This is a genomic window from Burkholderia sp. AU30280 (assembly GCF_020420125.1).
Classification (GTDB): domain Bacteria; phylum Pseudomonadota; class Gammaproteobacteria; order Burkholderiales; family Burkholderiaceae; genus Burkholderia.
Genome location: NZ_JAIZRY010000009.1, coordinates 71,114 through 94,456 on the forward strand (window position 1 = coordinate 71,114; position 23,343 = coordinate 94,456).

22 protein-coding genes are annotated in these 23,343 nt (G+C 60.5%); 13 read left to right on the forward strand and 9 right to left on the reverse strand.

Going from position 1 to position 23,343, the window contains the following annotated elements; translation table 11 throughout:
- The first annotated feature begins 183 nt into the window (after positions 1-183).
- The 4 genes from LGN17_RS21290 (at position 184) to LGN17_RS21305 (ending at position 3,729) form a co-directional block, all read left to right on the forward strand.
- Positions 184-1,206, forward strand: a complete 1,023-nt coding sequence (locus tag LGN17_RS21290; protein ID WP_046544274.1) for a LacI family DNA-binding transcriptional regulator — start codon at positions 184-186, stop codon at positions 1,204-1,206.
- Positions 1,203-2,483 carry an AGE family epimerase/isomerase gene (locus tag LGN17_RS21295; RefSeq protein WP_226198540.1) on the forward strand — a complete coding sequence of 427 codons (1,281 nt, stop codon included), beginning with the start codon at positions 1,203-1,205 and terminating at the stop codon, positions 2,481-2,483. Before LGN17_RS21290 ends, LGN17_RS21295 begins: the two co-directional genes overlap by 4 nt.
- On the forward strand, positions 2,480-3,388 hold the full coding sequence (locus LGN17_RS21300) for a carbohydrate kinase family protein (RefSeq protein WP_226198541.1): 909 nt from the start codon (positions 2,480-2,482) through the stop codon (positions 3,386-3,388). The genes LGN17_RS21295 and LGN17_RS21300 overlap by 4 nt, the downstream gene beginning before the upstream one ends.
- 119 nt (positions 3,389-3,507) lie before the next feature.
- On the forward strand, positions 3,508-3,729 hold the full coding sequence (locus LGN17_RS21305; protein WP_129513135.1) for a hypothetical protein: 222 nt from the start codon (positions 3,508-3,510) through the stop codon (positions 3,727-3,729).
- Between the two features lie 22 nt (positions 3,730-3,751).
- Here the strand turns inward: LGN17_RS21305 and LGN17_RS21310 are convergent, their stop codons facing one another.
- Together LGN17_RS21310 and LGN17_RS21315 are read right to left on the reverse strand one after the other, a co-directional pair.
- Positions 3,752-3,946, reverse strand: coding sequence for a DUF2905 domain-containing protein (locus LGN17_RS21310; RefSeq protein WP_031399528.1), 195 nt, complete (start codon positions 3,944-3,946; stop codon positions 3,752-3,754).
- Positions 3,947-3,957: 11 nt separating this feature from the next.
- The gene (locus LGN17_RS21315; RefSeq protein WP_226198542.1) at positions 3,958-5,154 is read right to left on the reverse strand and encodes a class I SAM-dependent methyltransferase; all 1,197 of its coding nucleotides are present in this window, start codon (positions 5,152-5,154) and stop codon (positions 3,958-3,960) included.
- Between the two features lie 485 nt (positions 5,155-5,639).
- Between LGN17_RS21315 and LGN17_RS21320 the strand changes: the two genes are divergently transcribed.
- The 3 genes from LGN17_RS21320 (at position 5,640) to LGN17_RS21330 (ending at position 7,069) form a co-directional block, all read left to right on the forward strand.
- Complete coding sequence (locus tag LGN17_RS21320; protein WP_226198543.1) at positions 5,640-6,149, forward strand: hypothetical protein; 510 nt, start codon at positions 5,640-5,642, stop codon at positions 6,147-6,149.
- Positions 6,150-6,263: 114 nt separating this feature from the next.
- Positions 6,264-6,578, forward strand: a complete 315-nt coding sequence (locus LGN17_RS21325) for a hypothetical protein (RefSeq protein ID WP_226198544.1) — start codon at positions 6,264-6,266, stop codon at positions 6,576-6,578.
- 2 nt (positions 6,579-6,580) lie between these two features.
- On the forward strand, positions 6,581-7,069 hold the full coding sequence (locus LGN17_RS21330) for a hypothetical protein (RefSeq protein WP_226198545.1): 489 nt from the start codon (positions 6,581-6,583) through the stop codon (positions 7,067-7,069).
- Between the two features lie 13 nt (positions 7,070-7,082).
- On the opposite strand, the gene LGN17_RS21335 is transcribed toward LGN17_RS21330, so the two are convergent.
- Positions 7,083-7,352 (reverse strand): helix-turn-helix domain-containing protein, encoded by a 270-nt coding sequence (locus tag LGN17_RS21335; protein WP_226198546.1) that lies wholly within the window; start codon positions 7,350-7,352, stop codon positions 7,083-7,085.
- A gap of 183 nt (positions 7,353-7,535) precedes the next feature.
- On the opposite strand from LGN17_RS21335, the gene LGN17_RS21340 reads away from it, so the two are divergent.
- From LGN17_RS21340 to LGN17_RS21360, 5 genes are all read left to right on the forward strand, one after another.
- The gene (locus LGN17_RS21340; RefSeq protein WP_226198547.1) at positions 7,536-8,441 is read left to right on the forward strand and encodes a hypothetical protein; all 906 of its coding nucleotides are present in this window, start codon (positions 7,536-7,538) and stop codon (positions 8,439-8,441) included.
- 54 nt (positions 8,442-8,495) lie between these two features.
- Positions 8,496-9,305, forward strand: coding sequence for an alpha/beta hydrolase family protein (locus LGN17_RS21345; protein WP_226198548.1), 810 nt, complete (start codon positions 8,496-8,498; stop codon positions 9,303-9,305).
- Between the two features lie 178 nt (positions 9,306-9,483).
- Positions 9,484-9,882 (forward strand): hypothetical protein, encoded by a 399-nt coding sequence (locus tag LGN17_RS21350; protein WP_226198549.1) that lies wholly within the window; start codon positions 9,484-9,486, stop codon positions 9,880-9,882.
- On the forward strand, positions 9,879-10,481 hold the full coding sequence (locus LGN17_RS21355; protein ID WP_226198550.1) for a recombinase family protein: 603 nt from the start codon (positions 9,879-9,881) through the stop codon (positions 10,479-10,481). Before LGN17_RS21350 ends, LGN17_RS21355 begins: the two co-directional genes overlap by 4 nt.
- A 167-nt stretch (positions 10,482-10,648) precedes the next feature.
- Positions 10,649-12,661 (forward strand): ATP-binding protein, encoded by a 2,013-nt coding sequence (locus LGN17_RS21360; RefSeq protein ID WP_226198551.1) that lies wholly within the window; start codon positions 10,649-10,651, stop codon positions 12,659-12,661.
- Positions 12,662-12,772: 111 nt separating this feature from the next.
- On the opposite strand, the gene LGN17_RS21365 is transcribed toward LGN17_RS21360, so the two are convergent.
- The 6 genes from LGN17_RS21365 to LGN17_RS21390 form a co-directional block, all read right to left on the reverse strand.
- Positions 12,773-13,999: a GIY-YIG nuclease family protein gene (locus tag LGN17_RS21365; protein WP_226198552.1), complete on the reverse strand. Its 1,227-nt coding sequence runs from the start codon at positions 13,997-13,999 to the stop codon at positions 12,773-12,775.
- Entirely contained in the window at positions 13,986-16,103 is a 2,118-nt protein-coding gene (locus LGN17_RS21370; protein WP_226198553.1) for a DEAD/DEAH box helicase, read from the reverse strand. Before LGN17_RS21370 ends, LGN17_RS21365 begins: the two co-directional genes overlap by 14 nt.
- Positions 16,100-16,855: a hypothetical protein gene (locus tag LGN17_RS21375; RefSeq protein ID WP_226198554.1), complete on the reverse strand. Its 756-nt coding sequence runs from the start codon at positions 16,853-16,855 to the stop codon at positions 16,100-16,102. The genes LGN17_RS21370 and LGN17_RS21375 overlap by 4 nt, the downstream gene beginning before the upstream one ends.
- Positions 16,852-19,638 carry a class I SAM-dependent DNA methyltransferase gene (locus LGN17_RS21380; protein WP_226198555.1) on the reverse strand — a complete coding sequence of 929 codons (2,787 nt, stop codon included), beginning with the start codon at positions 19,636-19,638 and terminating at the stop codon, positions 16,852-16,854. The genes LGN17_RS21375 and LGN17_RS21380 overlap by 4 nt, the downstream gene beginning before the upstream one ends.
- A gap of 457 nt (positions 19,639-20,095) precedes the next feature.
- Positions 20,096-20,830, reverse strand: a complete 735-nt coding sequence (locus LGN17_RS21385; protein ID WP_226198556.1) for a hypothetical protein — start codon at positions 20,828-20,830, stop codon at positions 20,096-20,098.
- 135 nt (positions 20,831-20,965) lie between these two features.
- The gene (locus tag LGN17_RS21390; RefSeq protein ID WP_226198557.1) at positions 20,966-21,913 is read right to left on the reverse strand and encodes an HNH endonuclease; all 948 of its coding nucleotides are present in this window, start codon (positions 21,911-21,913) and stop codon (positions 20,966-20,968) included.
- A gap of 353 nt (positions 21,914-22,266) precedes the next feature.
- Here LGN17_RS21390 and LGN17_RS21395 point away from each other — a divergent pair, with 353 nt between their 5' ends.
- Positions 22,267-23,058, forward strand: coding sequence for a DUF4238 domain-containing protein (locus LGN17_RS21395; RefSeq protein WP_226198558.1), 792 nt, complete (start codon positions 22,267-22,269; stop codon positions 23,056-23,058).
- Positions 23,059-23,343 lie beyond the last annotated feature (285 nt).

Genomic DNA, 23,343 nt, shown 5'->3' on the forward strand with positions numbered 1-23,343 from the left:
CAGGCGCCCGCACGTCCACCTTGCCTTTTTCGCGTTTTGTTTAGTATTTTTAGTAACGGCGTTTTCGCAGATTAGCGCTTAAAAACCGGGATTTCACGGGTATTCCCCGGTTATCCGACCCGAATTCCGCGACACGTTTTACTATACAATCGCTTTCACCCTAAACAAACCGGACCCCGAACGATGGGTACGACCATTCGCGATGTGGCGCGGGCGGCAGAGGTTTCGATCGGCACCGTCTCCCGCGCGCTGAAAAACCAGCCGGGCCTGTCCGAAGCGACGCGTGCGCGCATCGTCGAGATCGCGCAGCGGCTCGGCTACGATCCCGCGCAGTTGCGGCCGCGCATCCGCCGGCTCACCTTCCTGCTGCACCGCCAGCACAACCGCTTTCCGGCCAGCCCGTTCTTCTCGCACGTGCTGCACGGCGTCGAGGACGCGTGCCGGGAGCGCGGCATCGTGCCGACGCTGCTCACGGTCGGGCCGAACGACGACGTGCTGCGCCAGATGCGCCCGCACGCGCCCGACGCGATCGCGGTGGCCGGCTTCATCGAGCCGGAAACGATCGAGGCGCTCGCCGCGACCGGCCGGCCGCTCGTGCTGATCGACCTGTGGGCGCCCGGGTTGCGCTCGGTGAACATCGACAACGCGACGGGCGCGGCGCTCGCGATGCGCCACCTGCTCGCCACCGGCCGCACGCGGATCGCGTTCATCGGCGGCTCGCCCGCGCACTACAGCATCGCGCAGCGCGCGATCGGCTACCGGCGCGCGTTCTTCGAGGCCGGGCGGCTGTTCGATCCCGCGTACGAAGTAACGATCGATGCAGGGCTCGATCCCGACACCGGCGCCGCGCGTGCGATGGAGCAGCTGCTCGACGCGCCGGGCCCGCGCCCGGAAGCCGTCTTCGCGTACAACGACGCAGCCGCGCTCGCCGCGCAGCGCGTCTGCACCGCGCGCGGGCTGCGCATTCCCGACGACATCGCGATCGTCGGCTTCGACAACATCCCGGCTGCCGCACACGCAAGCCCGCCGCTCACGACGCTCGCGGTCGACAAGGAAGCGCTCGGCCGCCGCGGCGTCGAGCTGCTGCTCGCGGAAGCACCCGAGCGCACCGAGATTTCCCTGCCCGTCGAGCTGATCGTGCGGGCCAGCAGTCAGCCCGCCGGCTCCCCGGCACTCGATACCGCCACGGTCACCGAATCATCATGAACATGCCCCCGGTCCAACCCTGCACGGCCGCGCCGGCCGCCCACACGCAAGCCGCGCCGTTCGTCGCGAGTTTCCGCGATCCGTCGTTCCTGCTGTCGCACATCGAGGACACGCTGCGCTTCTACGCAACGAATGCGTTCGACCCGACGGGTGGCTTCCATCACTACTTCCGCGACGACGGCAGCCTCTACAACCGCACGTCGCGCCACCTCGTCAGCAGTTGCCGATTCGTCTTCAACTACGCGATGGCGTACCGGCATTTCGGCGATCCGCGCCACCTGGAATATGCGCGCCACGGGCTGCGCTTCCTGCGCGACGCGCACTGGGACGACGAACTGCAGGGCTACGACTGGGAACTCGACTGGCGCGACGGCGCGAAGCGCGCGACGCTCGACGGCACGCGCCACTGCTACGGGCTCGCGTTCGTGCTGCTCGCGGCCGCGCACGCGACGATGGCCGGCATCGACGAGGCGCGAGCGCTGATCGCGGCGACTTACGAGCTCGCCGAGCACCGCTTCTGGGATGCGGCCGCGGGCCTCTATGCGGACGACGCGACGCCGAACTGGGTCGTGTCGTCGTACCGCGGCCAGAACGCGAACATGCACATGACGGAGGCACTGCTCGCGGCCTACGAGGCGACCGGCCACCTCACGTACCTCGATCGCGCAGAGAAAATCGCGAGCCACGTCACGCAGCGCCAGGCCGCGCTGTCGGGCGGCCTCGTGTGGGAGCACTACCATGCGGACTGGTCGGTCGACTGGGACTACAACAAGGAAGACAGCTCGAACATCTTCCGTCCGTGGGGCTTCCAGCCCGGGCACCAGACCGAATGGGCGAAGCTGCTGCTGATCCTCGAGCGGCACCGCCCGCTCGACTGGCTCGTGCCGCGCGCGACCGAACTGTTCGACGCGGCGCTCGCGCACGCGTGGGACGCCGATCACGGCGGCCTGTGCTACGGCTTCGGCCCCGACTTCACGATCTGCGACCACAACAAGTATTTCTGGGTGCAGGCGGAAACCTTCGCGGCGGCCGCGATGCTCGGCGCGCGCACCGGCAGCGAGCGCTTCTGGGACTGGTACGACGAGATCTGGCGCTATAGCTGGGCGCATTTCGTCGATCACCGCTACGGCGCGTGGTACCGCATCCTCACCTGCGACAACCGCAAGTACGGCGACGAGAAGAGCCCGGCCGGCAAGACCGACTACCACACGATGGGCGCATGCTACGACGTGCTCGCGACCCTTGCGCGCGCGCAGCGCAGCGAGCCGACGCAATGAGCGGCGGCACGTTTCCGGCTTTCGTGTCGGCGGGCGACATCCTGACCGACATGGTGCGTGCGGGCGACGCGCAATGGACCTCGGTGCCGGGTGGCGCCGGCTGGAACGTCGCGCGCGCGGTCGCGCGGCTCGGCGTGCCGAGCGCGCTCGCGGGCTCGATTGGCGAAGACTGCTTCTCCGACGTGCTGTGGCGCACGAGCGAAGCGGCCGGGCTCGACCTGCGCTTCCTGCAGCGCGTCGCGCGGCCGCCGCTGCTCGCGATCGTCCACGAGACCCGCCCGCCCGCGTACTTCTTCATCGGCGAAGCGAGCGCCGACCTCGCGTTCGATCCGGCGCAACTGCCGGCCGGCTGGACCGACCATGTGAAATGGGCGCATTTCGGCTGCATCAGCCTCGTGCGCGAACCGCTCGCCGGCACGCTGGCTGCGCTCGCGGCCGACCTGCACGCGCGTGGCGTGAAGATCAGCTTCGACCCGAACGTCCGGAACCTGATGACGGCCGCATACCGGCCGACGCTGGAAAAGATGGCCGCGCTCGCCGACCTGATCAAGGTGTCCGACGAGGACCTGCGGCACCTGTTCGGCGGCGACGGCCCCGACGCGATTGGCGCGGTGCGCGCGCTGAACCCGCACGCGGCGGTGCTCGTCACGCGCGGCGCGCAGGCGGCGACGCTCTACGCGGACGGCGACGTGCATGAAGCCAGCCCGCCGCGCGTCGAAGTGGCCGACACGGTTGGCGCGGGCGACGCGTCGATCGGCGGCATGCTGTTCAGCCTGATGGCCGCGCCGCAGCGATCGTGGCGCGAGCATCTCGCGTTCGCGCTGGCGGCGGGCGCCGCGGCGTGCCGGCATACGGGCGCGCACGCGCCGACGCTCGACGAGGTCGTCGCGCTGATCGAAGGCTGACCGAGGGTCGATCGAACGCGGCCGGGCGCGCGCCGGCCGCCGTTCGGTCACCGATAAGCCGCGCTGTACATGCTGCGCCGCAGTGCTACGATGAGGTGTCCTTTTGCGGGAGAGGCACGATGGACACGAACACGTTCACGAAGGGCATCTACACGGCCAAGGCGCATACCCAGCATTCGGCCAACGGTCAGTTCCAGGGTTACGTGATCCTCTCGCGGGACGACGGAGACGACACCGAGAACACGCGCTACGACGTCCACTCGACGAGCCCCAGCGAGGAAGAAGCGTTCGACGAGGCGAAGGCGCTCGCGCACCGGATCCTCGGCGAGATCGAGCTGTAACGCGCCGCCGTTCAGGCGCGGCTCAGAGGAGCCGCGCCACCATCGATACCAGCATCGTCAGCACCAGCGTCGACATGAACGGGAACGGGTAGCGCCGCCCGCCGAGCGTCAGCGTGACGTCGCCCGGCATCCGCCCGATGCCGAGCTTGCCGAGCCACGGCCAGCAGCGCGTCAGGATCATCACCGCGACGAACGACGTCATCAGCCAGCGCAGCATGTCGGCTCCCGTCAGAGTGCGTGCGAGCGGTCGCCGCGCGCGAACGCGTCGAGCGTGCCGTCGATGCCGCGCGAGAACGCGATCACCTTGAACAGCTCGCCCATCTCGGCTTCCGAGATCAGCTTCTGCACCGCGTTCGCGGCCGGCAGGAACGCGTGGATGTCCGACGGATCGATCGCGGCCAGCGCGTCGGTAATGCCTGCGTTCAGCAGGAAGCGCGCCTGCGACGTGTAGCCGAGCAGGTCGGCGCCGGCGGCAATGGCCGCGTCGTAGATGCCGGTGAATTCGACGTGCGCGGTGATGTCCTGCAGCCCCGGGTACAGGAACGGATCGTCGTGCGCGTGATGGCGATAGTGGCACATCAGCGTGCCGCGGTCGCGCTGCGGATGGTAGTACTCGTGCGCGGGAAAGCCGTAGTCGACCAGCAGCACCGCGCCGCGCCCGAGCATCGCGCAGACGGTGCGCGTGAACGCCAGCGCGGCCTCGTGCGTCTCGGTCACGTAGCCGTCGGCGACATCGGCGGTGAGCCGCGCGAGCACCGGCGGCTGGCTGTTAGGCGCGGCGGGCCGATCCTCGAACACGAACGCCTGTCGCGCGTCGAGCGCGACGCCGCGCTCGTGCCACGCGCCGCCCGCCTTCGCGAACAGCCGCACGGGCATCGCATCGAGCACCTCGTTGCCGACGACGACGCCGTCGAACCGCTCGGGCAGCGCGTCGAGCCAGCGCACCTTCGCGGCAAGCGCCGGTGCGGCGGCCGTGATCGTGTCGCGCTGCCGTTCGCGCAGCTCGCCGGACAGGTCGACGATCAGGTATTCGTCGAGCCCGGCGCCGAGCGCGTCGAGCGCCGCGAGCAGCCCGGCCGCGAGCTTGCCCGTGCCAGCGCCGAATTCCATCACGCGACGCGTGCCGCTCGCCGCGAGCGCTTGCGCGACCGGTTGCGCGAGCGTCTGCGCGAACAGCGGCGACAGCTCGGGCGCGGTGACGAAGTCGCTGCCGTCGTCGGCGCGACGCCCGAACTTGCGCGCGCCGCCGCTGTAGTAGCCGAGGCCGGGCGCATACAGCGCGCGCTCCATGAAGCGGTCGAACGGCAGCCAGCCGCCGGCAGCCGCGATCTCGTCGCGCAGTTGCGCGGCAAGGGTTTCGGACTGCGCGAGCGCGTCAGGGCCGGGAGCGGGTAAACTAGCGGGTTCGTGAGCTTTCGGGTTCATCCCGGCATTGTAAATGCTCCCTCAGGATTTGCCGGGACAGTAGAGAATTGCTGACGACAACAAATTCAACGGGTTACGTCAGCAGAGCTTCAGCTCTTTATCGCCGAGTTTCTTGAATTTACAGCGCCGTTGTGCCGCCAGTGTGCCAGGGCGCCCGTCGTCGTACAAGAACGTCGTTGCAGCATATTTGAGTCTATCTTTTCTCGGGAAGCGCGGCGTTTCGCGGACGTTTTCGCGTGCCTGACCAAAGTTAAATGGCCGTTGAGGGCCTGATTTGGCCCTGATAAAATGACGATACGGCCGAAAAACCGCTCACACACCGGTTTTCGGCTCGCCGCTCGCGCCGCAGCGCATGCCTGAGCGAATCCGCAAGAATTTTTGCCGGATTTTCGCCTCACTTTCTCCCTCTGATCTGCCCGAAATGTCCGATGCCGCTTGGCAGGCGTTGCTGCGCGCTTTTTTTTGCCCTCTGAGGAGTTGAATCCATGCCTGTCCTTCCGACTGGAGTCGAGAGCACGCCGACGACTTTCACGCCTGCGTTTCCGTTTGTGGCGCAGACTAACGATTTTGATGACGTCTTCGCGTGTGCCGCAATGCTCTCGGGCAAGACGATCGAGGAGGTGAGGGATCTCGCCATCGCCAAGACGAAACATCCTGCTCGGGGACCGTATTACCTTGGGGAAACGCGTATTGCGCTACTCATGGCACAACTAGGGCTCGTGGCGACCGTGTACAAGGAGGTTTCCCGTGTATCGGATATCCCCGACGTCGCGCTGATCTTGGTCGACTACAACGAGGACATGGAGGTCGGGCGGCACATCCTGTTTCACAGAGCGAAGGCGAGCCACGCTTCGGGCACCATCATTGAGTACGCCCTCGATCCTGCGCCGTGGTGTAAGCCGGCCGACCGCGTCCGCACCAACTTCAAGAACATAGCCGGTCATTGGGTGATTGGCCTCCATGCGACGAACGGCAAGAACGGCGCGGGCAAGTAATCCCGCGCGTCAGACCCAAAGCTATCCGTCGCCAAAGCATCAAGAGCCAGTGTTTGCAGCACTGGCTTTTGTGCGTTTACGACCCGCGACGGTTGTCACCCGAACGGAGTTTCCATGACCTGTATTTACCCGAACGCGGTTCCACGCAACCAGTCGACCACACCGCTGTTTGCCTTGGGCCAGATCGTCGCGACACCCGGCGCGCTCGATCTGCTCGACCGTCACGGCATCGCCGCCGACCAGTTTCTCCGTCGGCATATGACGGGCGACTGGGGCGACGTACCACCCGAAGACGCGAAATCGAACTGGCTGGCTGTGCGCCACGGCTCGCGCATCTTGTCGAGCTTCAGCGTTGGCGGCGAACGCTGCTGGATCATCACCGAGGCCGACCGTAGCGTAACCACCTTACTGCTGCCCTCGGAGTATTGACGATGCCGAGCACCCCAACTACCGTCCGCGTGACCAAAACCGGCTTCGAACCCGCGTTCCGGCGCGTGCAGCAGATCGGCGACTTCGACTGCGCGTTTGCCGTGGTTGCCATGATCGCAAATACCACTCTCGAGGCGGTGCGCGGCGTGGCTATCGCGCGGTTTCATCATCCGGCGCATGGCCCATACCGGATCACCGGCGAGTTTATCGCGAATCTTCTCGAACACTACGGATATGAAACGGGCATGTACGAGGAGCCCGCGTCGGTCGCCGATATCCCCGATCTGGCTATTGCCCTCGTGGACTACGACGATCACATTAATCTCGGCCGGCATGTGCTCTTCCACCGCGCCCGCGCCGGTCACGACCCAGGCAGCACGGTTGAGTACGTGATCGACCCGGCTTACTGGGTGCCGCCACAGGAGCATGTGCGTACCTGTTTGCCGACGATCCAATGGTTTCTTGAGGTTCGCCCAATGCGCGGAGCATGATGCCCCGCCCGGGTCAATCTTCCCGGTCGATGCGACCTTTCTTTTTTCTGGGCGACTTCGGCGGCGGCGCGCCGAAGTCGAGCAGTGCCGAGGGCGCGACGCCGAGCGTATCGGCCAACTCACAGATGTTGATGAGCGCGATGTTGCGCTTGCCGCGTTCAACCTCGCCCAAGTAGGAGCGGGCGAGGCCGCTTTCGAGCGAAAGGTGCTCCTGCGACCAGTTGAGTTCCTTGCGAAGCTCAATCAGACGCTTTCCAAATAGCACACGCGGGTCGTAATCCATCGGGGTTTCATATCGAAAGATGCCCTAGCGTATGGGTTTGACCTGTTTGATGACACGCTCTATAGTTACCCGCGATATAAGTGACAATCGCGGCAACTGGAGTGAGCACATTGATGGTTGTGCCGACGCGATCCGTGCGGGCCAGTCGCGACCATGCCGTCGGCGCATTAACGGGGAACCACTATGAAAATGGACAGGGAATCGCACGATTTCCCGGGGGAAGACTTGCCGTACACCATGGAGAAGCTGAAAAGGCGCGGCATCGTGGCCCGGCTGTACTATGGCGCGGGGTTAAGGAAGCTTGAGGACGATTATCTGAACCCGAAACGCGGCGACGTGCTTGCCTCGCAACGGAGGTATCGCCGCTACCTCGCAGGGGATAAGCGCGTAGTGAAAGAGGCGAGTCTGGCGGTATGGTCACCGGTGATCCTCGCTGCCGTGACGCCGGTTCTGATTGGCGTGACCATGATCGGCGCGTTTGCTTGGCAGCAGGTTTCGCCCTATCTCAAGGCGGCAAGCCAATCGGTATCAAGCCGGGACTCCGCTCGCGACACCGGTGCTGGTTCGTCGCCGGCGACAACCGCCGCAAGCCCGGACAGTGCGGCAGGGAGTGCAGCCCAATCCGCCGTTGTGGCAGCTCCGGCAGACAGCCCGGCAAGCGATGCCGTAGCGTCCCAGCAATCGCCGGGTCAGACGCCGGTAGCTGCGCCGACCGCAGACGCGGGCGGTCCGACGAATGGCAATGACCAGGACGCGCAGGTCGGGCAGGATTCATCCTCGAAGCTGGAGGCGCAGCTGGCACAAGCAGAGCAGCAGTTTGACGCCGGCCAATACGAGAATGCCGCAGCCACAACCGCAGCGATACTGGCAGTCGAGCCGGGCAATGTCAGCGCCCAGCGGTTGCACGCTGCTTCGCTTCGCAACCTTGCCACCGTGACGGCGGTTGATTCGGCCGAAGCGCGGGGCGTCCGGCCTGTGCCGTCAGGCCCGACGACGCAAGCCACTTTGTTCCCAGCGCAAATACCGCATCACCAGGCAATGGCCGCATATGGAAACTCACCATACGGTCGGCGTGGGGGCGGCCGATAACACGGTCGACTGGCGCAAACACATGGAACAATAAATTAGCCCATGGAGAGTCACATGAAACGCCTTTGCTGCGCAGTGACAGCCTTCCTCATTGCCTCCTATGGGCACGCGGCCCCGCTCGATCATGGCGACCTCGTGACATTCCCGACGCGGGATGGTGTGACGCAAAGCCTCTTCATCGAATCGCCGTCGCCGAATCCGCCACTGGTCGTCATCCTGTACAGCGGTGGCGACGGAACCACCCGGCTCGATCAGAATGGCGCGACGAGTCAGCACGGAAACTTTATCGTACGGACCGCCCACTTCTGGGTTCAGCACGGTTACGCTGCGGTTCTAACTGACGCGCCGTCCGACATGCAACGGGATGGCATGAACGACTACTGGCGGCGCAGCAAGGATACGCTCGTCGATCAGCGGGCGATCATCGCACAGGTGCGCCAGCGTTTTCCCAACTCGAAAATCGCTCTGGTCAGTACGAGTCGCGGGACCGTCACGGTTGGCAACGTGCTGGAGCACGCACCAGAGCTGGCTGACGGGTACGTGCTGACCTCGCCCGAGTCGGTTGCCATCAAGCATCCCGGCATCTCCGACCTCGACGTGCCGGAGCACGACCGCGGCAAGGTGCTGATCGTCTCCAACAAGAATGACGTCTGCCCCGTCGCCAGCTATGCTGGCGGCAAGCGCCTAGCCTCGCGCAACAACGTTGCGTTCATCACCGAGGAATCGAACGACGGAGGCGGCGATAGGCAATCTGACTGCGGCGGTCACTCTCCGCACGGCTTTCTCGGCATCGAAGGCGACACGCTAAAAGACATCAACAACTGGATCGGCCAGAAGCTGGAAGGCGCGATCGCCACAGATTAGATCCCGCTACAAACCCACACGCGACGCCACAGCCTATCCGCATTGAAGCGTATCGGCTACGAGAAGCTTCCCGCCTGATGTAACCGCCGACGCACAACGCGCCGCTCCGCCAAACACCGATCAACGAAACCGAAGCCAGGACATCGCGCCCTGGCTTTTTGCATTTCAAGGAGAATTCATGACCGCTGGCCGATTTCCCGTTTCACCTGCCATGGCCCGGCCCGAACAGAGGATTTGCCGCCCGCTCCGCGATCTCATCGAGGGGCTAACGCTACTGCCAGTCGGGCCGTACGGTGAACCCGACTACGCCGAAGCCGATTCCGATGTGTTGGTCAAACTGGCGGAGGCGGCAGGAATGGCGATCCAGATTGTCCATGACGGGCTGGCCTCCGTCGGGATACTGCACGCGCACTCGACTCAGCAGATCAACGACGGACATCCTCGTATCGTGCATGCCGTGGCACTGGGTCGATTGCAGATTGAACTGTGCGAGCTGCTTTCACATGCGTACGGGCTGGGGATTGATTGTCGCCGATATACCGCCGACTACGTTGCACCGGAGGGCGGGCAGCCATGAGCGTCATTTCGTATCTGCGTGTGTCGACTGCTGGGCAGACGGTCGAGAATCAGCGGCAGGCCATCATTGCCGCTGGCTGGAGGATCGAGAAAGAATTCCGCGATGAGGCGACGAGCGGCACCACAACGGCCGACAGCCGTCCGGGTTGGGCCGAATGCGCCAAGTATCTGCGAGACGGCGACACCCTCGTTGTCTACGCGCTCGACCGGCTCGGCCGTAGCACCGTTGACGTGCTATCGACCATCAATGTACTTGATGCGCGTGGCGTGCGGCTGGTGATCCTGCAGCAACAGTTCGATACCGGCACGCCAGCGGGTAAGCTGGCGTTGACCATGTTCGCGGCGTTCGCCGAATTCGAGAACGGTATCAGGAAGGCGCGTCAGCGGGAGGGTATCGCCCGCGCGCGAATGGAGGGCGAAAAGTATCAGGGGCGCAAGCCAAAGCTTACGGCTGAGCAACAGGCCGAGTTAAGGCAACGGTTCGAGGCGGGCGAGAACCGCAGCGCGCTCGCGCGGGCATTCGGCATCGACCGTGTAACTGTCCACAGATACTGCTCGGACACTGGCCGCTACCGACGCGATCTTCCGGCTCAGCCGTAAGCGAACGTTGCGCCCAACATGAGCGCTCCTGTATCCCTCCGTGGCCTGTACTAACCTATCCACGACGGCGCCCCGTTTAATCACACGCTGCGAGGTGTATCGTGGCCGGCGTTAGAATGCCGTGTTAGAAGGATGCGATGACTACACAATAGGACGGGAGAAGGGGCATGGCGGCGAAACAGTACGCGGTTGAAGTCCAGCCGGATTTCCTTGAAAAGATCACGCGTGCAAAGCCCGTCCCGGCGCTGTCTGAGCTGATCTGGAACGCTTTCGACGCCGACGCAAAAACGGTTGAAGTGTCGTTCGAGTACAACGACCTTGAATCGCTCGATGCGATCGTTGTGAAGGACGATGGCGAGGGCCTTCCGCGTTCCGAAGCGGAAGCCTGTTTCACGTCGCTCGGCGGGTCCTGGAAGAAGTCCAAATCGCAGACGGCCTTGGGTCGATTTCTACATGGGCAGGAAGGCCGAGGGCGCTTCAAGGCGTTCGCGCTGGGCCGTGTGGCGGAGTGGGCTGTCGTCTACAAGCGGGACGACAAGCTCTGGACGTACACCATCCGCATGTCAGCGATCGACATCCGTCACGTCAACATAAGCGACGAGACCGAAGTGAAAGGCCCGGAGAGCACCGGCATAACGCTCACGATTGCCGAGCCCATTAAGGATTTCCGAACGTTCACGACCGAGGACGGGCGACAGGAACTAACTGAGGTGTTCGCTCTGTACCTGGCCGATTACGAAGATGCGAAGATCGTGCTCGACGGTACACCGATCGACCCAAGCGCGGCCATTGCCGGGCGCAAGTTTTTCAACCTCACCGACATGGTGATCGATAACAAGCACCACAGCGTGCGTTTGGAGGTGGTGGAGTGGAAAGCGGCCGGGAACCGCGCGCTGTACCTTTGCAACCAGCAGCGTTTTCCGTTGTTGCAGGTCGATCGTCGGTTTCATATCCTCGGGCAGTTCCAGTTCTCCGGTTACATCGCGTCGCCTTACCTTGACCAGGCACAGAAGGAAGGCACGGTCGATCTCGCAGAAATGCAGCCTGGCGTCATCACGGCTATCAGCGAAGCTCAGCAGACGATTAAGGACCATTTCCGGGCACGTGCGGCCGAGGAGGCGCGCACCGTAGTTGAGGAATGGAAAGATCAGGCGGTCTACCCCTTCAGCGGCGAGCCTGCGACTCCAGTGGAGAAGGCCGAGCGCCAAGTTTTCGACATTGTGGCGGTCAACGTAGCGCGCCACCTGCCGGATTTCAGTACCAGCCAACCGAAGAATCGCAAGTTTCAACTCCGCATGTTGCGCCAGGCGATCGAGAGCAGCCCCGAGGACTTGCAGGTGATCCTGGACGAGGTATTGCTTTTGCCCAAGAGGCAGCGCGAGGAGCTGGCACAACTACTGCGGGACACGTCGCTGTCGTCGATCATCAGCGCCGCGAAGGTGGTGTCCGACCGGTTGAAGTTCCTGACCGGCCTCGAAGCCGTGCTTTTCGATCCCGAGCCGAAGAAACGGTTGAAGGAGCGGTCGCAGTTGCATCAGATCATCGCGCAAAACTGCTGGCTTTTCGGCGAGGAGTTCAGTCTATCGGTCAATGACCAGTCCCTGACGACGGCCCTGATCGAGCACAAGCGCGAACTGGGCACCGATGTTGTGATCGACGAGCCGGTCAAACACATCTATCAGACACGAGGCATCGTGGATCTCATGTTGTCGCGGGCGACGAAGCGCCACGTTGCCAACCAGTTGACGCATCTCGTGGTCGAACTCAAAGCACCGAAGGTGAAGATCGGTCCAGAGGAAGTCACGCAGATCCAAGGCTACGCGTTCAGCGTTATCAAGGACCCGCGTTTTTCGAAGGTCGGGGTGACGTGGAACTTCTGGATCATCAGCGATGAACTGACGCCCTATGTCGAGGAGTTGGTTGGCGAGGCGGGCTTGCTGCACTCGAAGCCGAACGTCAACATCTATGCGAAGACATGGGCGCAGGTCCTAGACGAGAATCGCGCGCGATTGAAGTTCTTCCAGGACAGCCTGCAAGTGCAGGTTGACAAGCCGTCGTCGTTGAAATACCTCCAAGAGCGCTACGCGACCTACCTCGAAGGTGTGTTCGAGGTGAACGACGCGGATGCCGATGCCGAGGAAGAGGCGGAAACTGAAACCGACGCGGAAGGTACCGCATAGCCCTGGCCGTTGCGGATTGGTTTGCACGATCCCGTGCTGCCTCCCCTTCCCGACAGTCGGACTCAGCGCCTCACGCCGTGTATCGCCCGGACACCGCGACAGTAAGAGCGATCACCTGCTGACCAGCTTGCCGGTCTCTCGGTCATAGACCTTGTTCAGGATCGTGCCGTTCAGGATGCTTTGCACCGCTTCATCGATAATCGGTAGCGGAACCAGGAACCACTCGCAAGGTCTGACTGGCTTGCCGAAGCGGTCGAGGATTTCCAGGTCGAGCTGGGCGCTCGCGAAAATCTTATGAATCAGGTTCTCCACCTTGGTCCGATTGACGCCCGCGAGCTTGTAGGTGGTCACGACTTCCACCTTGGCGAGCAGGTACGTCGCATCGTTCTCGGCATCGGCGATCCTAGTCTCGACCTTACCGCCCGTCACGCCAATCTTGTGAATGACCTGCCGGTACGGGGCGATGCGTGGATCGTTGGACAGGGAGCGCAGCACGTAGATGGTGCCGCTCTGAATGTCGTCGTCTTGCCATTCGTCGCTGAAGAGTGATCCCACGTCTTTCTTGCGCAGACGACGCGGTGTGTCGTCGCGGTAGAGCGCCTTCTGGAACGAACGCTGCAACAGATCGCTTTCGGTTTCGTTGTCGTAAATGACACGAAGCCGCGCATCTGGCCGGTCGGTGACGGACGTTTTGATTTCCTCGCCCATGCCGGCGATGTAGGCAATCTGCCCGTTCAGGATGTAGAAGTCGCCTTGCTGGATGCTTTCCAGCTTGATTTCAGCATCGTGAGCAAACGGCAACGCTTCCCAAGTGCCATCCTTCAGTCCGGTCTTGGCTTCGTCGAACAGATGCTTGAACTTGTCGAAGTCGACGCAAGGCGTGCGGTCGGCGATTTGCTCGGCCGCTGCCTTTTCCGCAGCGGATCGGACGTGCCGAAGCACCGTGATGTCGTCGTCACCTTTGGCTTCAACCCCGAGTTCGGCGAGCAGGTCGTCGTCGCCCAGTTGATCCAGATCGACCGGAGCCTCGGTCGCCGACTGCGTAAGCAGACCTTGGGTGTCCAAGGGAGCCAGCAACGCCAGCGCGGCCGTGTTGCGGCGCAGTTGGTCCAGGCGAACAGCGTAAAGGCGCTCGAAGATGTCGAAACCCTCGCCGTGACGAGGCGCGTAACCGTGCTGCTCGACGAAGCGCTGGATTTCCTCGAAGCCCGCAATGATGCGCTCTTCCTGGGCCGTGCGACCTCCCGTTACCTCGACATCGACCGAGATACCCAACTGCTCAAGCAGGTCGTCGTCGGACACGTCGTCCAGCACTTGGCTTTTTTTACGCGTTGCCATTGCCTTCCTTCCTCTTCTCGGCGGCCTTGAAGCGGGCGAGGACGGCGATGCCTTCGGCCATGCGTTTCTCCCAGGGATCTGCAGCGTTGATGTCCGGCAGGCGACCTCGATCATGCTTGAACGCCAGCGCACGTTTCGCCAGTTCGCGCGCTTCTTCGATCGGGATGTTGACCTTGCGCGCCGCGATCACGGCTTGCACCTGTTTCAGGGTCTTCTCATCCATGGCCTTCGCAAGAATCGCGTAGGCGGTATCGAACGGGTTGATCCGGTCGATCAGGTCGATGTCCAGTTCCTTGACGCTCATCGCAAACTGCTTCACGCCCTGGAGGAGGACCAGGTTCGGTTTCGGCGTATCGTCGTCGGTGCCGCCAGTTGCGCCGTCGGTACCTGGCATTTCGACTTGCTTGGCCTGTTGCGTGAAGGCGAGCGCCGCGACCGCATACTGTCGCACGGCCTCCTGGTCGTCCTCCTCGAGGTGCGGGTATTTCTCGCGCACGATCTTTCCCATTTGGAGGATCGTCAGTTCCTCGGGGATCGTGTTGTCGTGGTCGAACAAGCCGCGTTCGAGCGTTTTGTTGTTCTGCACGAAGGAGGCGAGCACTTCGTTGATGTCCTCGCGGCAGATACGCGCCGCTTCCTCGGACTTCGGCTCAACCAATCCCTTGACCTCGACGTGTACGCGCCCGTCGTCATGGTTCACACCGATGTTCAGTTGGCCTTCCTTGTAGCCGTCGGGGCCGTAATCGAAGCCAGGTTGCTCGCCGGCATTCTTGGGCGTGAACTCGAAGCGCGGTGCTAAGACTTGCTCCATGAGCAGGCTCGCGGCGATCGCCTTCAGGGTGTCGTTGATCGCGTCGGCCACCATGTCCTCGGACGCGTCCGGTTCAGCGATCAGATTCGTAAAGCGCGCGCTTTCCTTGCCCGGAGCGTCGCGGGTGGCACGACCGATGATCTGAACGATTTCGGTCAAGCTGTTGCGGTAGCCGATGGTCAACGCGTGCTCGCACCAAATCCAGTCGAACCCTTCCTTCGCCATGCCTAGTGCGATGATGATGTCAACGTGATCGCGGTTGTTCTTCTGCTTGGGGTCCTTCAATGCGGACAGAACAGCGGAACGGCGCTCACCGTCGTCCACAAGATCGGCCACCTTGACCACGCGACCCTCGGACAACTCGACAAGTTGAAAACCGGTTTGGGGATCGGTGCCCTTCCAGGTGCCGAGGCTGTCCATGATCTCCTCGACCTCCTTGTGCTTCTCCTTGACGTTTTCCCGGGAGTTCACGTTAGGGATGTGAACGATTGTCTTCAACGACGGATCAAGCACTCGTATGACCGAATCGAGGTACTTGCCGGTGTAGAAGTAATAGCCGATTTCAAGCGACTTCAGATACTCGTACCCGTTTAACTGTTCGTAGTAGGTGTACGTCACCGTTTCGAAGCGCGCTTCGTCGTCTGGCGCCAGCACGGCTTCGGCATCACCGCGGAAATAAGAGCCGGTCATCGCGACCATGTGCACCTTGTCCCGCTGAATCAACTCGGTCAACTGACGACCCAGGATGTTGTCCTGGTCGCTGCTGACGTGGTGGAACTCGTCCACCGCGATCAACCGGTCGTCGAAAGCGGCCGGCCCAAGTTCCTGGTAAGCGAAGCGGAACGTGGCGTGCGTGCAAACCAGCACCCTGTCGTCGCTGGCAAGGAACTCGCCAACGGCCTTGACCTTGGACGGTGCCACCTTCACGTCGTCCGCGCCCGGCGCGTTGCACAAGTTCCACTGCGGCTTCACCACCCAATCGGCGAAGAAGCCATACTTGGACAGCGGTTCGTCGGCAAAACTACCGCCGATCGAGCGCTCTGGCACCACAATCAGCGCCTGCTTGATGCCCTGGTTTGCCAGTTTGTCGAGCGCGATGAACATCAACGCACGCGACTTGCCGGAGGCCGGCGGCGACTTGATCAGCAGGTATTGCTCGCCCCGTTTGGCATAAGCGCGTTCCTGCATGGGACGCATGCCCAATGCGTTCGACTTGCTGGACGCTCCGGTCCGATTCGTCTTGATCGAGACGGTCGGTATGGAATAGGAGGTCTTGGCAGACTTGTCGTTCATTTTAATTTATGGTCCTTTCCGTAAGCCTTTTCAAACCAGTCTGGCACGTTTACTTCATCTGCCAACGGGATGATCGCGGGAACCGATATCCAAAAATTGGAAATCGCGTCGACGAACCGTTTTATTTGGTCATCTGTAACCTGCAAATCCGCGTAGCCAAAAAAATCAAGTGGCCAGTCGATCTGGCGACGAGTCTCGGGGGCCAAATATTCTGGATGCAGTGACTTGAGGTCTTCCAAAGATTTACCATCGCCATGCTTGAAGACGTTGACTACCAAACGCATGGCGTTCAAGTTACTAAACGTTTCTAAGGACCGAGGATTCCACCCAAACGAGGCCAAGAGATCCATGATCCGAGGAAAATCTTGCTGCCAGATCGCCTTCTTTACGTGTTCTCCATGATGCCAATGGCGCATCTCGCTGACGATCCAGTCACGGAGTTGTTTATCCCATTGATGGAACATGTCTGCAATAACACTTAGTCGCGTGGCTGTGCGCATTTCATTCAGCATCTGGTAAAACTCTATGCCCTTTTCATGGGCTGACTCGTAAAAATCTCCTACATCATGACAGTCGGGGTCAAAGTGCATACCAATTCTTTCCAGGTATGCTTCTGCCGCTGCGTCAGCCTCTTCTTCCATTCGGTCAAACTGTGAAAGGAGACGCGTTCTTGCCTGCTCAACGTAAAAGCCGTGTTTCGCCAAGAGCGACTGACGGAAGGGTTCCCACATTTGGAATGCAACGTCGGTCACTTTGATCTTCCTTTCGTTCTCGGCTTGGCGATCGTCTTGCCTGCCTCTCCCGTCATCTTCGTATACAAATCGAACAGTTTTTCCAGTCGCTCGGTGTCGTTGCGAAACCGGCGCCCGATGTAGATGCGTTCGAGCACTTCGTCGTTTCGCTCGTGGGCACGACGTAGATCCTCAGGCATGGCGTTGGGATCGTACAGATCAGCAAGCGTCGCCGGAAAATGGGACTCACGTGCGAGCAGGATGTCTTCGGCACATCGGGTCAACTCTGCTTTGTTCTGCTCGGTGAGTAGCGGCACCGGGAAGGTATTCCAGCACAACGTGTTCGAGTAGCGATAGTCCGTCTTGATTCGTCCACCAACAGTAGCAACCCAAGCGAGGTGCAGTTTTGACGACAAGATCGCCAAATCCCAAATCGACGACCCATAAATCGCTGCCGCCGAATCAGCGATAATCACCCGCTCACCGTCAACCAAACCGGCTGTAATGTACTCTCTAGACTCCGAAAAGTGCCGAGGGACAATGATGTTCCACGCATCGCGGTGAGGGGCGTAAACGAACTGGTGCGGGACGTCGATATAAGCTTTAGCTTGCACGCCACCACCGTTTACCCTTGCCTCTCGAACTTTATTAAACCTTTCCTGTAGATCCTCGAAACTACTTGCGTGTTTGATCTCGTCATCGGTAATCCAGAGGCACCAACGGCTATACCCCTGTATAAACTCCCTCGATCCAACGTATTCACGGACATACCTCTCAGCCCCGCGATTTCTGGCGAGTAGACGCTCCTTTTCGTCAAACGTACTGATAAGGAGATTCCCGCCGTCCGTCGGCATGTTTCCTTTTGACATCAAAGGCAGGTCCGATATAGGCTTCGATACCTTGGAAACGATGATTTCATCACCTTCGATGAGATATGGAGAAATTTTAGAAACCTTTCTCTCGGTATCACCGTCAAAAATGCGTCGCTGCTCGGCAGGTGCGGTGCTGAGCCCAATAATGACGCAGGTGACGACAGCCTTGTTGGTGGCAAGATTGGACCACTTGAATGATCTATGTGCGAAAGATATGTGATTGTCTTGGCCGAAGATAAGCGGCCAGAGCATCGCTACTTGCTCACCTTGCGTAACTGAGTTGGTAGATACGAAGGCACTTTTTGAGCCGGCAATCTTGTTGTGGCATGCAGCCTTATAAATGAAGGCGGCGGCATAATCCAGATCTTTATATTTTGGTTGGACGCGCGCAAACACCCTCAACATGTCTTGCTTCTGTTCTTTCGTTTGCTGGACACTGCCCGAAAACGGAGGGTTTCCGCAGATGTATGTTTCCCCCCCTTCGCTCTCGAAATCGATCTCAGCCTGATCCTGTGAGGTGCCAAACAAGTCACTTGTCCGCACTTTCACGCCCGTTTTCTTTGGCGGGAAAATACCTAACCAGTCGAGTTCAAGCGCGTTATGGCACGTAATCCAGTTCTCTGCTTCAAGAGGAAGAAAGTCCTGAACGGCCTGCATTTGACCGCGATAGAGAACATCGCACTGATACTCAGCGATGATGAGCGCGAGACGCGCAATCTCGGCCGGAAAGCTACGAAGCTCGATTCCACGGAAGTTGGTTAGTGGGATAACGGACCGTAGATCAAGCTCTTCGCGACGCCGATTGACTTCGGCTTCGATTTCGCGCATCTGCTTGTACGCGATGACCAGGAAGTTGCCCGAACCACACGCCGGATCGAACACGCGGATCCGAGCCATGCGCTTTCGCAGGTTCAGCAACTTGGCCTTATTGTCTCCGGCGGCTTCCAGTTGGGCACGAAGATCGTCGAGGAACAGCGGATTGAGCACCTTCAGGATGTTCGGCACGCTCGTGTAGTGCATGCCGAGCGCGCCACGCTCTTCGTCGTCGGCGACCGCCTGGATCATCGAGCCGAAGATATCGGGATTGATTTCGTGCCAGTCGAGATTTCCAGCATGAAGCAAATACTGCCTTGCCATGCGGGTGAAGCGCGGTACCTCGTTGCTGCCGCCGAACAAGCCACCGTTCACATACGGGAACACATCAGCCCACCCCGGGATTTTCGCTTTCGCACGGGCGCTGCCATCCTTGGTCGGGACGTTCATCGCGTGGAAAATCGTGCTGATCACATCGTGGGTATTGCCCGATGCCGCATCGCTCATGCGATCGACGGTCTTTGTGAATAGACCTCTACCGTCGAAGATCCCGGTGTCTTCGGCGAAGAAACAGAAGATCAGGCGGGCCATGAAGTGATTCATATCCTGTCGGCGCTCGTCCGTCGCCCAATCAGGGTTCTCGCGCAGCAGTTCCAAATAGAGCTTGTTCAGCCGGCCGGTTGCCCGGACATCAACCGCGCTGTCCTTGATTTCCTTGATCGTCGAGATGCCGGCGAGCGGCAGGAAGAAGCCGAAGTGGCCGGCAAACTTTGCGTACTCGCAGGCAATCGTTTCGCCGCTTGCCATTTCCTCGGCTTCGAGCGTGTCGCCGTCCGTCGCCAAGATGAACTTGACCTTGCCTTTCGCGGTCTCCAGGCTCGCGCGTAGCGCGTTCAACGTGGCATTGACCTGACCGGGCGAGCAGGTGGCGAGATGGATGTTGTTGCGCTGCAGGACGCCGCCAGGGACATCCGATTTGTTCGTGTCGCCCTTGCGGAGGCGAGCGATCGTCGTATCTTTGTTCCCGAAGGCCGCAAGGAAGGCGTAAGGAAAGTCCTCAGGGTCAAACGGTGCTTCGGCCAGGTCGGAGACGGCGGCCTCGATTTCGACTGCGTTCATGTGTGTGGCAGGTGGGGTGTTTGCCCGAGATTATGCCAAGGCCCGAGGACATCTTGGGGCCGGCATCGGCCACAACTTGAAGTTCGCGCGAGAAGCATCGGCATCACGGCACATGTCGCCCCCAAGCCACCGCCATCGGGGCTACGGAGAACCAGTCGGCTATTGTGGTCCTTCACCCACACAGAGGCGCCACCGAAAAATGACGCGACCGTTGCCAATTGGACAAGGTTTACCCGACGAACGCCGCTGCTTTTGGCTGGGCGATTGTTGCAATAGGATTGTGCACCGTTTTGCTACTGTATCGTGGCGATATGCAACAGCCAGCGACATACTTTCGTACCGTGTTTTGAACGCCGGGGGACGCTGCGCACGGGTTTAGCCAAATGCAACCGCTACCGGAGAGGCGGTTCGTTTTCGATTAGACAACTGTTGCAAGAGTAAGCGGACAAGCCGTCGTTCAGACGAACTCGACCTTGAGCACCTGCCCCGGCGGCACTGGTGTGTTCTCTCCATCAAAGCACCATACGGCACCGTGTCCAGGGATGCCTTCTCGAACGCAGGATTGCAGGTAACACAGCGCCACTCGCACAGCGAACTCCGCTGAGTTTTCCGCTGGCGCCACGAACTTCACGATGGCCGGTCGCCAACGTTCCTGGAAGACTGGCAACAAATTAAGGCCGCTGGCAAGCTCCACCTCTTCGCACAGGTCTTCGATAATCTCCGGCATTGCCAGATAGTCATGCTGCCCCAAGCTGTTTGCATATGAGGCGACCTCTCGTACCAAGATAGCGTATGGCCCCCAGTGCAGTGAATCCGTGAGCTTGTTGCCGAAGTGAAAGGCGAGACCACCGTCGCGGGCAAAAGCCTGCTCGACTTCGCGTTTCGCCGAAGAATCATCAAGTGAATCCAGCAGCGCACGCTGCAGCAGGGAACGTACTTGTCCTAGCGGAAGGATGCCCGCGTCAAACGTCGTGCCTTCGGGAACTCTGGTGCAGTGAAACCAGCAAAGCCTAGTGGGCAGCCGAGGATTACCTAGCACCTCGCAGGCGCGTTCATACAGAAATCGGTCATACTCGGGCAGAGAGTTCCAGTGCTCGTTAAAGTACGCTTCGTGACGAGGGTCGGCCAGAAAGCGCTGAAGGCTCACCGAAGAGCAGCCAAATATTTCGAGCAGCGAAGATTCGGCCGACATACGAGTCTCGCAATCGAGCAGAAGGTTTGTCATTTCGTCGAAAACTATTCCAAGTCATCGACCTACGAATTCATTCCAGTTGAAACCTGCCGCCGCTGGCAGGTACGGTCGCCAGTCCACGCCGACCTTCTTCCGTCATCCTCTGAATATATGCTCACGATGCCATGCCAGAAATGGCTTCAAGTCGTCAAACTCTCTGAGCCTCAACCGGGTATTCTGGTTGATACCAAGATGATGCCTTTGCGCAACTGATAGCATCGGACTGATCAGAATCTTAAAGCTGTTGTCGAAGGTAATGTAGCCGCGGTCAAACAGGCGGTCGAGCGTGGGCACAAGCAACAGGCCATTCGAGACGCTGATGCGCTCCTTCGCGGTTTCGCATTGGCTCCACGGCTTGATGTGGCTCGCGACAAGAACCTCCTTCATGCTCACATCGGTTACTGAGCAGCCCTTCCACCGCTCAAAAAGGGCATCGCGATACGGACCCTGACCCACGCGAGCCTTTATAACTGCATCGCGCTCCGTTTGGTCGAGATTTTCCACAAACGACTGCAGAATCGGGTCATCACCAAGGTCCGGGATGCCAGCATCTTCGTTATCTTCGCGCTTTTCCGGTGGCTCGACACCTTGCACAATGCGATACACGCCGGTGGAGAAGTCGTAACTATGGACCCACCACGTCTCCGCGTCCAAAGATCTCGCCGAAACGGTCGAAGCCAGATCTGCCTGCGCCTCGTCCTTCTGATCGCCATCGACGAGAATCAGGCGTACCGGCTGGCGACGTCTGAATGCCGCTTGAATGGCAAAATCCAATTCTCGCGAGCGTCTCGTCCATGCCCGGAGGCGGTTGCGTACGTCGTTGCGTATCTCGCCTTTGTCAAGGTCGAGTAGCCGTTGCCGATAAGCCCGGTCGTTCCCGTCGTAGAACGCCAGCTGCTCCGTAATCGTTAATCCGCTGAACCAAATACAAGCGACAAGTGGCTCGTCCCCTGTACCTGGGAACGACCACGCGGTATTTCGCGAGATGTTGTCGTTCGGGTTGAGCAGTTTTGTGCCGTCGCTCTTTATCTCCCAGTCGGACACGTCATGGCCGGCCTCTATCAGCAGTAGGCGTACAGGACGCTTAGCAATGGGGCGCGTTGGCAGAGGCATATTATATTGACGGGCTTTTGTTTGCTTCGGTTGGATTGACTAACATAACATACTGGCTGTTGTGAACTAGCTCAACAAAATCCTGTTTCGTGGAACCTAGGCGTAAGCACTCTGCGTCGCTGCAAGTGTCTGAGCGATCCACCGCTATGCTGCACGTGCCGAATTAGTAACCTGATCTGCAATGTCTATGGAAAGATAATATGCCGGTCATCAGAATTGCTTGCAACGCGAACGACCCGAACTCAGGCGTTGCTGCAGCCGCCGTCTTCGCTAGGACACTGGGCATGCTGTCCCAGCCCGTCGCCGAGCTGTCAGTGAAGGGCAGCCGGCCGGAAAAGACACAGCCGAAGAATCCGAACAAGCTGACGATCAAGCAACATGTCTTTCCCGTGCGCTGCATAGAGCCCTTTGCCGGACAGCGCCGCCAAGTGGCCGTGTTCGACATGCTCAGGGGCAAGCCTCGCCATGCGAAGCCCGGTGACCACATCTTCTGTGCGATGCGAGCTTGGGATCAGCCGACCGAAACGCACATGAAGCATATCGAGGACAGGTTTCAGGCGATCGTCCGGCCGATTCTTCACGGCAAGGTCAACTCAGTCACTGCCTCGCAAAAGCGCGACATCGATAGCATGTTCGCGCTTTGGTATATGCGGGCGCGCTACCGACGGCTCGACGTGCAGGAAGTCCAGTTGAACGGAGTTGAGGGCAACGAGCTAACGCTGGCCGAGGAGGAAAATCTCGAGAAAAACGGTTACCTGTTCGCGCGCGCGGGAGGAAAAATGCCGGCCCGTCAACTCAATGGCGTGCAACTCCGCAAGCGTATGGCCGACTATGCGCGCGACCTTGCCGCCGTCGACGTATGGGGCGTCATTCACGCGCAGAGCGGAGAGTTCATTGTGCCGGACATTCCTGTGCGCACGATTATCCCCCTCTCCCCGCGCCTAGCCCTCGTAGCGCCTGCCCCGGATGGGACCATCCGTAAAGCGAACGTCGCCGAGATTAACAGCGCTGTAAGGGCGGGATGTCTTGAGTATTATTTCGCCCGCGATCTGTCGGTGTGCCCGTTTGCAAATTGATTACGCGGATATCTATTCGAGACCATCCATGGTGCAGCGAAGGGCCGCTCCAGCCTCACCGAAAGCAGCCCCCGTCACTAGGTTCATTCGGACGACCGGAGAGGGTCGTCGATCTCCGGCCGCGTCGAACGGGTGGCAGTTGCATTTGGCTAAACGCCAGCGCTACGGCTGAAATCCAGACAAGTCACGTGTCGAAAACTGTAGCGTAATTCGACATAGCCGTAACGAAACGATGGCTTAGCCAAATGCAACGGCTACTTCCTCCCGACGCGGCCAACAGTAGAT